Here is an 11,316-nt window from a genome sequence, read left to right on the forward strand (position 1 = left end):
AGGTGGATTCCTATCGAACCACACCTCATCCTATTATTTAACTTGTTATTTATCTTGTTCGTTTCTCAATTCTTCTCTTCGTGCGCGCAAGCCTTTTAGTATAATTTCTCTTGCTTCAATTGCTCTTTCTTTTGGTAACGGTGGGATATCTTTTAGAGGATATTCCATCTTTAAACTTTCATACTTCACTTTACCCATATCATGATAAGGAAGTACATCAAGTGCTTTTAGATTCTTAAGACTACCAATAAAATAGCCCAGTTGATATAAATAATCTTCATTATCCGTTATCGTTGGAACAACAACATGACGTATCCATACAGGAACTTCTTTCTCTTCTAAATACTTTGCAAAGGCAAGAATATTATCATTGTATTGCCCTGTTAATTCCAAATGTTCTTTGTTATCAATATGTTTAATATCAAGCATGACAAGATCTGTCGCACTTAATAATCGATCAAACTTTTCTAATACTGCAGGATTATCTGGTTGAAATGTAATACCCGATGTATCAAGACAAGTATGAATCTCTTTTTCTCTTGCTTTTTCAAATAACTCAGTAACAAAATCTATTTGCATCAATGGTTCTCCACCAGTTACCGTGATACCACCATCTCTTAAAAAAGGTTTATATTTTTCATAATCTATAAGTAATTCTTCTACTGATTTTTGATTACCAATCTTAGGTTGCCATGTATCAGGATTATGACAGTATTTACAACGCATTGGACACCCTTGTGTAAATATTACATAACGTACACCAGGTCCATCCACGGTTCCAAAGGTCTCAATCGAATGAATATAACCATTCATAGCATTACCTCCTTATTAGTGTGGTTTAGCTTAGTTGGACATATAGTTTAAAAAAGAGCCTAGTAAAGGCTCTTATGTTATCTGGTAATAGAATGCCCAAATAGCAGGCATTCTATATCTTTACCAATGTGTATTTCAATTAATTCAAAAATGAATTACATTGCATTATGGAATGTACGAGAAATTACATCATCTTGTTGTTCCTTTGTTAACTTAACAAAGTTTACAGCATAACCAGATACTCTTATTGTTAATTGTGGGTATCTTTCTGGATGAGCTTGTGCATCTAATAATGTTTCTCTTGAGAATACGTTAACATTTAAATGATGTCCACCTTTTTCAACATATCCATCTAACATTGCTACTAAGTTTTCAACTTGTTGATTTGCCATAATAATTATCCTCCTTAAATACTTTTTAATTCTTCACCTTATTATTCTTCACCATCAATTCCTTCATGTAAGGTTGGAACTTGACATGCCATATTTTTTTGACAACAGTTACTATTCGTTGTCTCAACTTGAACTTCATCTAAACGTGAAGAATCTTCCACCTCAACGTTCATATGACCCCCACCAGCTAAGACAAATTGGTCTAACATGTTGACTAAATCATTGATTTGCTTTTCATTTGACATATTCATCACTCCTTAATCACGAAACACTATGAATAGTTGCGAAACTTCTTCTAAGGCATTTCTATTGTTAACAGTCATTTGTAAGAATAGGAGAAAGTAGATATCTACTACTTTCTCCATTACTACACAGTCATTCTGAATAGTAACTTCTGTCCATTCTCACTTAATACTAAATTAATCTTATAATCTATCTAAATCTAAATCACCAGCAAATACTTGATCTTCTTTACCAAGAGCACCTGGAATAATTGAGAAAGTATTTGAGATACCATCTTGAGCATCTTTGAATGGTAATTTTGCTACAGATGAAAGTGATGCAAGAGCACCATGGCTATCACGTCCGTGCATTGGGTTAGCTCCTGGAGCTAAAGGTTCACCATGACGTCTACCATCTGGAGTTGATCCAGTGTTTTTACCATAAGTAACATTTGAAGTAATTGTTAAGATTGACATTGTTGGAACACCATTTCTGTAAGTGTGGTTTTGTCTGATCATATCCATAAATGTATGAACTAATTCAGTAGCAATGCTATCTACACGATCATCATTGTTACCATATTTAGGGAAATCACCTTCTACTTCGTATTCAGTTACAATACCATTTTCATCACGAACAGCTTTAACCTTAGCATATTTAATCGCTGAAAGTGAGTCAGCTACTACGGATAAACCAGCAATACCAGTTGCGAAGTAACGTTTTACTTCTCTATCATGTAGAGACATTTGTAATCTCTCATAGCAATATTTATCATGCATAAAGTGGATTACGTTTAATGTATTTACATAAAGACCTGCTAACCAAGACATCATGTCCTTATATTTTTCCATAACTTCGTTATAGTCTAAATACTCTGCTGTAATTGGTCTATACTTTGGTCCTACTTGTTTCTTAGTTAATTCATCTACACCACCATTGATAGCGTATAATAAACATTTTGCTAAGTTAGCACGAGCACCGAAGAATTGCATTTCCTTACCAACTCTCATAGAAGATACACAACAAGCGATTGCGTAATCATCACCATGAGTAGCTCTCATTAAATCATCATTTTCGTATTGAATAGCTGATGATTGAATTGACATCTTTGCACAGAATGCTTTGAAGTTATGTGGTAATCTTGTTGACCAAAGAACTGTCATATTTGGTTCTGGAGCAGTTCCTAAGTTAGTTAATGTGTGTAAGTATCTAAATGAATTCTTAGTAACTAATGGACGTCCATCAACACCAACACCACCGATTGATTCAGTTACCCAAGTTGGGTCACCAGCGAAGATTTGGTTGTATTCTGGTGTACGAGCAAATTTAACTAATCTTAATTTCATGATGAAGTGATCTACGAATTCTTGGATTTGTTCTTCTGTAAATGTACCGTTTGCTAAATCTCTTTCAGCATAGATATCGATAAATGTAGAAGTACGTCCTAAACTCATTGCAGCACCGTTTTGTTCTTTAACAGCTGCTAAGTATCCAAAGTATAAAGCTTGAATAGCTTCTTGAACATTAGTAGCTGGTTTAGAAATATCACATCCGTAGATTTCACCTAATTTTTTAAGTTCATCTAATGCACGGATTTGTTCTGATAATTCTTCACGATCACGAATAACTTCTGCAGTCATAGTCATTGAAGTAGTATCTTTTTGTTTTTTCTTATCTTGAATTAAGAAATCAATACCATATAAAGCAACACGACGGTAGTCACCGATGATACGTCCACGTCCGTAAGCATCTGGAAGACCTGTGATGATGTGGTTTGATCTTGCAGCTCTCATTTCAGCTGTATACGCATCGAATACACCAGCATTATGAGTTTTTCTATGAGTTGAGAAGAACTCAGAAACTTCTGGATCTACTGTATATCCATTATCAGAACAAGCTTTTTCTGCCATACGGATACCACCATATGGTTGTAGAGAACGTTTGAAAGGTTTGTCTGTTTGGAAACCAACGATTTTTTCTAAATCTTTATTTAAATATCCAGCGCCATGTGAAGTAATTGTTGATATGATCTTTGTATCCATATCAAGTACTCCGCCTTTTGCTCTTTCTTCCTTAGTTAATTCCATTACTTGATCCCATAATGTTGTAGTTGCTTTTGTAGGACCTGCTAAGAAAGAATCATCTCCCTCATATAATGTATAATTCTTTTGAATAAAGTCTCTAACATCAACTTCATTTTCCCATTTGCCACCGGCAAATCCTGACCATTCTGCCTTCATTGAAAAAATCCTCCTTTGATTTAGCCATTTCATTAATTTATGCAGCTTAAATAGAATAAACTGCGGTGAACAAAATTACTACTTATAAGTAGATCATTTGTTATAAACAATAATTGCAATTGAGTTAAGAAGAATAATAACAAATTTATATCATCTATTCTCCTTCTTGCTATGATTCTATTATATATGAATACTGTATACACGTCAAGTACTTTGTTAAATAATTGCCAATATAAGATGTTTTTAATTTTTGGATAATTTTAGTCTTATATCATTACCAATTACTTATCATTTATAAATTAGTAAAATTACATATAATAATTATAGATTTAGAATTTATCATATATATAATCAAGCTTCATCTTAATCTGATCTATAATAACAAAAAATATAAATATAGTAAATATCTAAGCTTTAGTTTTTAACAAGCAGAAAGATTTTATGCATTACATGATACAAATACAAATTAACAAGTCATTTCTTATTATATATTGACTTTGATTGTATTTTAAATTATACTTTGTTTACACTAACAAAGATACTATTATTACCGTAATATAATATGATAGTATCAACTTATAACCATTCACCAAAAGGTTACTCATACCTAAAAAAGGATGTGATTCTATGAAGATTGAGAAACTAAGTGAAAATCAAATTCGCTGTACATTAAATAAAGATGATTTAGTTACTCGTGAGCTTCGTATTAGTGAGTTAGCATATGGTACAGAAAAAGCAAAAGCTCTTTTTCGAGATATGATGCAACAAGCCTCATATGAATTTGGTTTTGATGCGGAAGATATTCCTTTGATGATTGAAGCTATTCCAGTATCCACAGAATGCTTAATTCTAGTTATTACAAAAGTAGAGGATCCTGATGAATTAGACACTAGATTTTCGAAGTTCTCTCAAGGAACAGACGATGATGAAGATATATTTACAGAAGAATCAGATGATGCTTCTTATGCAGATGAAATACTGAATTGTTTTGATCAACTTGATAACTTATTAGATGATGATTCTACAGATAATTTTGTTCCTCTAGAGGAAACACTTTCTCAAGAAAATCAGCCATCAACAGAGAAAAAGCAGCCTGAAAAAGAACCAGCTAAAAACACTAATCTAATTAAAGTATATTCATTTAAAGCATTGGATGACGTAATTACTTTATCTCATACATTAGTTTCATCTTATAACGGAGATAATACACTATATAAGAACCCTGTTACTTCCTTATATTATTTAGTAATTAGCAAATCCGATCATACACCAGAAGAGTTTAATAAGATATGCAATATATTATCTGAATATGGAAAATCTGAGCGTACTACTTATGCAAGTCCTGCGTTCTTTAAAGAACATTTTGAAATTATTGTTAATAATAAGGCTATTCAGATCTTATCTAATATGTAAAATTTATAAAGAAAGCTTAATGCATCAATTCGTTGATTACATTAAGCTTTTTTGCTTGTAAATTTGCTTCATTTATATTATGATAATCTTATTATAATAAAAGGAGGGACTAACTATGGCATATACTATTACTGATGGTTGTGTAAGCTGTGGCGCTTGTGCTGCAGAATGTCCAGTAGGAGCAATTTCAGAAGGTGCAGAACACTACGAAATCGACGCTGATGCTTGTTTAGACTGTGGCGCTTGTGCTGCAACTTGTCCAACTGGTGCAATCGAAGGCTAATTCTACACAATAGATTAGCATTTCACTGTTGTATACATAAGAACATTTGCGAATTGGTTATAAGCTGATTTGTAGATGTTCTTTTAATTTATTCTTAAAAAGAGCATAAAATTGTTTTAGAAAGATTGATATTCTCTCCATTACAAGATTTATGCTCTTTGACTATTTTCTTATTATGTATTAACTTAATATCCGCTTCGTTTGTTATTTTATTCTTTTTTAGATAGGCTTCACGTTTTTATTTTTACGAAAAAATTTCGATTTTTTCTTTGGCTTGTCCTCCTTTGTTGAAGCTGTTTCTTGACGATATTTTTGTATATTTCTAACCGACTCATCAAACTTCTTAAAACGCTCTTCTTCTCGTTCTTCTTTTAGCCTTAATAGATAGTCCATTTCTTTAATAACGCTATTAGAAACTGCTATACTAACAGTATCCGATATAGCAGTATTATTTTCCTTCAAAGCATTTCCAATCAGATCGTTCATTATCTCACGAAATTGTTCCATTTTATTTGCTTTTGTTATATCTGTCTCTGATTCTTCGTGATTAATCACGAGACTTGTACCATTCTTAGTGTCGATAATATCCTCTCCATTTTCTTGTTCAGCTTTTTGATTTAATTCTTCTCTAAGTAAAAGTATGCTCTGTGGATCAAGTGATTCAACTTTTCCTATGTCGGGCAGTAACATTTTAATCGCTTTTAGCTGAAACCCCTGATCTTTCAATGTCTTGACCGTCTTTAGTAACTGTATATCTTCATCTCTGTAATATCTATGCCCCATCTCATTTCTTGGTATAGCAAGGCTTAACTCCTCTTCCCAATACCTTAGAACATGGGGCTCGACATCAACTTTTTTAGAGGCGTCGGATATAATATATCTAATTTCGCCCATAATAAGCCCTCCTCATAGTTGTAAATCTTTTACATAAAGTTATTATAGCATAGGAAAACCCAATTGCAACAAGCTTTCCTTATATTTCCAAATAACTTCTCGACAGGATAAGTTGTCTCTCTTCCCTGTACAACTAACCTTGACAGTATTTTTTGTTATCCTCTGTTTTTAGTGCTTTTTCTAGGCCTAAGAATGATTCTAAAGATATTAAAATGAACATAAGAATATAAGTTAAGTTAGAATTACTTTGAAAATATTACTGATTAGGATATCTATATAATACCTAGTAATTTGCACAAACTACCCCCAAAACAGGTCATGAGGTCACTGATAAAGTCCCTTTCAAAAAGTATAATGAATATTACTGTATAAATATGCGTGCTGTATTTTTGTTTTAAAGAGTATTAGAAAATCTTAATGAAGAAGGAATCCTTCAGTAATCAGAAGGAGTGCTGTCTGAGCGCTTTCCAGCGAGTTCGCTCCATCTGATTATGTTCGAAGGATTCCTTCTTCATTTAGATTTTCTTATACTTCTTTAACAAAAAACAGCACGGATATTTATACAGTAATATTCAAGCGAAAACTACAATAAGGGACTTTTTCAGTGACCTCCAGGTAATTTGTCGGGCGAATCATGCTATATTTATAAACTATACTTTAATACTCATCATATTGAGTTTGCGATCTCTCAAGATTCGCAAACTTAGTAAATTGTGATAACCAAGCAAGTTTTACTGTGCCTGTTGGACCATTTCTCTGTTTACCTATAATTATCTCCGATACACCAGCATCCTCAGAATCATGATTATAATAGTCATCACGATAGATAAACATAACCACATCGGCATCCTGCTCGATGGCTCCAGATTCACGAAGATCTGATAACATAGGCCTCTTATCTGGTCTCTGTTCTACCGCACGACTTAACTGAGAAAGGGCAATTACTGGAGCCTGTATCTCTCTGGCTAGAGCCTTTAGGGAACGTGATATTTCTGATATTTCTTGTTGTCTAGATTCACTCTTCTTTCCACCAGACATCAACTGAAGGTAATCGATAATAACAAGACCAAGGTTATGTTCTAATTTGAACTTTCTACACTTTGATCGTAATTCTCCAATAGAAATACCTGGAGTATCATCAATAATCAATCCAGAGTTACCTACTACTCTAGCACTCTCAACCAACTTTATCCAATCGTCATCTTGCAATTCACCACTACGAATTGCCTGTGAATCCACTTTTGAATTCATAGCCAAGATACGTTTTACCAATTGGTCCTTTGACATTTCCAGACTGAATATTGCAGTCGTTACATTGGATTTTACTGCTACATACTCTGCTATGTTTAGAACAAACGCTGTTTTACCCATAGAAGGTCTAGCTGCAATAAGAATTAGATCGGAGGGCTGTAAACCTGCAGTTTTATAATCAAGATCATAAAATCCGGTTGATATTCCGGTTACACTACCCTTGCTTTTTGCTGCTGCTTCTATACTTTCCAGCGAGCTAATAACAACATCCTTAATACTAACAAAATCACCAGAACTTTTATTTTGTACAACATCAAAGACTTGTTTTTCCGTTTGTTCTAAGATGACTTCAAGTTTTTCACGGTTCATATAACACTCATTCGTGATATTCTCAGTAACTTTTATTAATCTTCTAAGTACCGCTTTTTCTTGTACAATGTTAGCATAATATCTAACATTTGCAGAAGTAGGAACTGCTGTGATTAAGTCTCTTATGAATTCCATACTACTTAGCTCTTCTGGTAACTCCTTCTCTTCTAATCGATTCTTGAGTGTTACCAAGTCTACAGGTCTTCCTTCATTAAATAGTTCTACCATTGTATCAAATAAAATGCCATATTGTTTATGGTAGAAATCATCACTTGAAACAATTTCAGATGCAGTAACAATCGCATCTTTATCCATTATCATGGAACCGATCACTGATTGCTCTGCTTCAATACTATGGGGTGGTATTTTTTTAATCAGTGCTTCATCCATAAGCTATACCGTACCTTTCTAATTCAATCTCTATTTTACAGGACTATACTCTTTGATAGCAAACATTTCACACCTAATGTGAACAAGGGTGAAAGAAAGTGTGAAAGAAATCTTTCACACTCGTTATTTAGGACTATTTATTCTTGAATAAAGTATTCAAAAATAGATAGTTATTTATAAAGCAGATACTTTTACTTTTAACTCAGCTGTTACTTTTGGGTGTAATTTAACAGGAATATTATAAGTACCTAATGTTTTGATAGATTCATTCAATTGCATTTTCTTCTTATCAATCTCATATCCTAATTGCTCTTTTACTGCATTCGCAATTTCTTTTGTAGATATTGATCCAAAAGAACGATTACCTTCTCCTGCTTTAATCTTTACTTCAACTGACTTTTCTTCAATCTCTGCTTTAAAGCGAAGAGCTTCTTCATAGATTTCTTGTTTCACTTTTTCTTCATTCGCTTTTTGTAATTTTAAATCATTTAAATTCTTTGTAGTAGCTTCTACCCCAAGATTCTTTTTCAAGATAAAATTCCTAGCATAACCCTCATTAACTGTAACTGTTTCGCCTTTTTTTCCTAATGCTTTTACATCTTGTAATAATATAACTTCCATCTATAAATCACCTTCCATTTTCATAGTTTCTAACACTTCTTTTACCATATTTCTAGCTTCTTCAATAGTGGTATCGGTTAGCTGTGCCCCTGCGACACTTTGATGCCCACCACCACCAAGTTTTTCCATCACTACCTGTACATTTAATTCATCGATTGAGCGTGCGCTAATATATATCTTATTATTAAATTCGGTTAAGACAAAAGATGCCTTAATGTTGGTAATATCCAATAACTCATTTGCAATCTGCGCTGCCACAATGGTAGGACTATCTAGACTATCTGAACTACATATTGCAAAGGCATAATGCTCAAGAAATATCTCTGAACGAGCCATTGCATCTGCTCTGGCTTTATAATCATCGACATCACTACGAAACACTTTTCTAATCCTTGTAACGTCAGCACCACTTCTTCTCAAAAAGGCTGCTGCTTCAAATGTACGTACGCCAGTCTTATTTAGAAAATTATTAGTATCAATTATGATGCCTGCATACATTGCATCGGATTCTGCCTGTTTTAACTTTAGACCTTCTCCAATATATTGTAAAACTTCTGCAACCATTTCGCAAGTTGAAGACGCATAAGGCTCAATATATGATAATACTGCATTCTCTACCGCTTCACTACATTGTCTATGGTGATCTAGAATTACAATCGTCTTTGTAAGACTTAATAATTCTTCACATTCTGTGTAGCTTGGCCTATTTACATCAACGATAATAAGTAATGTATTATTATCTACAATATCCATTGCCTTTTGTCCATTTAAGAACATATCCTCTTCATAATCAGGATTATTCACAAATCGATTCATGATAGGCCTTACCGATTTTGTTACTTCATTGATTACAATGTGCGCTTTCTTGCCCAGTGTTCTAGCAATTCGGTAAATACCTATCGAGGCACCAAAGCAATCTACGTCCCCTATGGAATGTCCCATAATTACAACTTTTTCTTTGGCTTCTACTAACTCTTTTAAAGCATGCGCTTTCACTCTTGCTTTTACTCTTGTACTCTTCTCAACCTGTATGCTCTTACCACCATAGTATAGTATTCTCTCAGAGTCCTTAACAACAGCCTGATCTCCACCTCTACCAAGAGCTAAATCAATGGCTGCTCTCGCATATTCATATCCTGTTAAATAGGTATCCGCATTAATTCCAAGACCAATACTAAGTGTAACCGCCATATCGTTACCAATGTTAATAGCTCTTACTTCATCTAAGATAGAAAATTTATTGGTTTGCAATTGAGCAAGATATTTTTGCTTGAATAAAATAATATATTTATCCTTCTCTAGTTTCTTAATAATTGCATCAATATTCTGCATATATTTATTAATCTTACGATCCACAAGTGCAATCAATAAAGAGCGTCTTACCTCATCAATACTCTCTAGAGCCTCTTCATAATTATCAATATATAGTAACCCTACAATAAGTCTTTGTTCTTTAATCTCTTTTATGTAAGAGATAATCTCAGTCTCATCATATACATACATTGCAATCAGTGCGTTTTTATCATTCATACCATCAGCTTCAATATCGGTATCATTATCCCAACTATCATTTGCCTGAAAGCTTTCTGCAATTACCTTCCTTAGAACAATACGATAATTACACTCTCGATGTTGAATATGAATCTCTTCATCTGACTCAATATTCGGGAAAGCCCCTTTTGTAATGGTTGGGAATATATTCGTTATGGATTTCTTTGCAATCTTTTCATTTTCTATTAAATCTAAAAATTCATTATTTCCCCAAAGCAAACGTCCTTCAGCGTCTAAAACTGCATAAGGTATCGATAATTCCTTAAGTAATTGCTTTTGGACTTGACCATAATCAGCTGCATAACGTACGAGCTCTGATAGAATACTTGGTCTTTTATAATAATATAAACCGATAGATATAATCAGATAAATTACTACATATACAGACATTATGAGTCCAGCATTACGACTAACAAAATATATACTTATATTCATGCATATCAACATAAAAGTCAATATTATTGGCCAACGCAAATAAGTCTTTAGCTTTCCATTTAATTTTATTCTCTGATTCATTATAGTTGCTCCTTATTCAGACCAAATACCACTTTTCTATTTGTCTAAATTCATGTTCTTTATTATACCATTTTACCATTCGTTTTAAAAGATTTTTTTGTAAACCAGATGAATGACCTGTTTTTGGGGGGTTGTCTAGGTAATTTGCTCAACACAGAAAAACTCATGCTTCATTAAGCATGTATAAGAAGTTCTAATTCTGGGGTCATTTCGTGTAAGACATATCCTAGGACAGATAACTCGCTTCGCTCAGACAGATCTGTCCTAGGATATTACACAAAATGACCCCAGAATAAGAACTTCTAATACATACTCAAAGGCGCATTCGCTTTTTCTGTGTTGAGCAAATTACCAGGCAAGG

The 11,316-nt window shown here is 33.4% G+C and carries 10 protein-coding genes; 2 read left to right on the forward strand and 8 right to left on the reverse strand.

The features are described 5' to 3' along the window. Positions 1-45: 45 nt before the first annotated feature. The 4 genes from pflA to pflB all read right to left on the reverse strand — a co-directional run bounded on the left by pflA (position 46) and on the right by pflB (position 3,667). Entirely contained in the window at positions 46-813 is a 768-nt protein-coding gene (gene pflA / locus bsdtb5_RS20675; protein ID WP_271713839.1) for a pyruvate formate-lyase-activating protein, read from the reverse strand. Between the two features lie 155 nt (positions 814-968). Further along, positions 969-1,205, reverse strand: coding sequence for an autonomous glycyl radical cofactor GrcA3 (grcA3, locus tag bsdtb5_RS20680; protein WP_271713840.1), 237 nt, complete (start codon positions 1,203-1,205; stop codon positions 969-971). Positions 1,206-1,246: 41 nt separating this feature from the next. Then, positions 1,247-1,450, reverse strand: a complete 204-nt coding sequence (locus bsdtb5_RS20685; RefSeq protein WP_271713841.1) for a hypothetical protein — start codon at positions 1,448-1,450, stop codon at positions 1,247-1,249. A 180-nt stretch (positions 1,451-1,630) separates the two neighbouring features. Beyond that, the gene (pflB, locus tag bsdtb5_RS20690) at positions 1,631-3,667 is read right to left on the reverse strand and encodes a formate C-acetyltransferase (protein WP_271713842.1); all 2,037 of its coding nucleotides are present in this window, start codon (positions 3,665-3,667) and stop codon (positions 1,631-1,633) included. Positions 3,668-4,294: 627 nt separating this feature from the next. On the opposite strand from pflB, the gene bsdtb5_RS20695 reads away from it, so the two are divergent. Next, entirely contained in the window at positions 4,295-5,080 is a 786-nt protein-coding gene (locus bsdtb5_RS20695) for an adaptor protein MecA (protein ID WP_271713843.1), read from the forward strand. Between the two features lie 115 nt (positions 5,081-5,195). After that, complete coding sequence (locus bsdtb5_RS20700; protein ID WP_271713844.1) at positions 5,196-5,363, forward strand: DUF362 domain-containing protein; 168 nt, start codon at positions 5,196-5,198, stop codon at positions 5,361-5,363. A 219-nt stretch (positions 5,364-5,582) separates the two neighbouring features. On the opposite strand, the gene bsdtb5_RS20705 is transcribed toward bsdtb5_RS20700, so the two are convergent. The 4 genes from bsdtb5_RS20705 to bsdtb5_RS20720 form a co-directional block, all read right to left on the reverse strand. Beyond that, a complete protein-coding gene (locus tag bsdtb5_RS20705) occupies positions 5,583-6,257 on the reverse strand; it encodes a helix-turn-helix domain-containing protein (protein ID WP_271713845.1) in 675 nt (224 codons plus the stop codon). Between the two features lie 657 nt (positions 6,258-6,914). Further along, positions 6,915-8,267 (reverse strand): replicative DNA helicase, encoded by a 1,353-nt coding sequence (gene dnaB / locus bsdtb5_RS20710; protein ID WP_271713846.1) that lies wholly within the window; start codon positions 8,265-8,267, stop codon positions 6,915-6,917. A 174-nt stretch (positions 8,268-8,441) separates the two neighbouring features. Further along, complete coding sequence (gene rplI / locus bsdtb5_RS20715) at positions 8,442-8,888, reverse strand: 50S ribosomal protein L9 (RefSeq protein WP_271713847.1); 447 nt, start codon at positions 8,886-8,888, stop codon at positions 8,442-8,444. Beyond that, the gene (locus bsdtb5_RS20720; RefSeq protein ID WP_271713848.1) at positions 8,889-10,955 is read right to left on the reverse strand and encodes a DHH family phosphoesterase; all 2,067 of its coding nucleotides are present in this window, start codon (positions 10,953-10,955) and stop codon (positions 8,889-8,891) included. Between the last annotated feature and the right edge of the window lie 361 nt (positions 10,956-11,316).

It is taken from the genome of Anaeromicropila herbilytica (assembly GCF_016591975.1).
Taxonomy (GTDB): Bacteria; Bacillota; Clostridia; order Lachnospirales; family Lachnospiraceae; genus Anaeromicropila; species Anaeromicropila herbilytica.

What these genes read in the sequence shown, in the direction of transcription:
- pflA (WP_271713839.1), bottom strand. Translation starts at nt 813, where the DNA reads ATGAATGGTTATATTCATTCGATTGAGACCTTTGGAACCGTGGATGGA.
- grcA3 (WP_271713840.1), bottom strand. Translation starts at nt 1,205, where the DNA reads ATGGCAAATCAACAAGTTGAAAACTTAGTAGCAATGTTAGATGGATAT.
- bsdtb5_RS20685 (WP_271713841.1), bottom strand. Translation starts at nt 1,450, where the DNA reads ATGTCAAATGAAAAGCAAATCAATGATTTAGTCAACATGTTAGACCAA.
- pflB (WP_271713842.1), bottom strand. Translation starts at nt 3,667, where the DNA reads ATGAAGGCAGAATGGTCAGGATTTGCCGGTGGCAAATGGGAAAATGAA.
- bsdtb5_RS20695 (WP_271713843.1), top strand. Translation starts at nt 4,295, where the DNA reads ATGAAGATTGAGAAACTAAGTGAAAATCAAATTCGCTGTACATTAAAT.
- bsdtb5_RS20700 (WP_271713844.1), top strand. Translation starts at nt 5,196, where the DNA reads ATGGCATATACTATTACTGATGGTTGTGTAAGCTGTGGCGCTTGTGCT.
- bsdtb5_RS20705 (WP_271713845.1), bottom strand. Translation starts at nt 6,257, where the DNA reads ATGGGCGAAATTAGATATATTATATCCGACGCCTCTAAAAAAGTTGAT.
- dnaB (WP_271713846.1), bottom strand. Translation starts at nt 8,267, where the DNA reads ATGGATGAAGCACTGATTAAAAAAATACCACCCCATAGTATTGAAGCA.
- rplI (WP_271713847.1), bottom strand. Translation starts at nt 8,888, where the DNA reads ATGGAAGTTATATTATTACAAGATGTAAAAGCATTAGGAAAAAAAGGC.
- bsdtb5_RS20720 (WP_271713848.1), bottom strand. Translation starts at nt 10,955, where the DNA reads ATGAATCAGAGAATAAAATTAAATGGAAAGCTAAAGACTTATTTGCGT.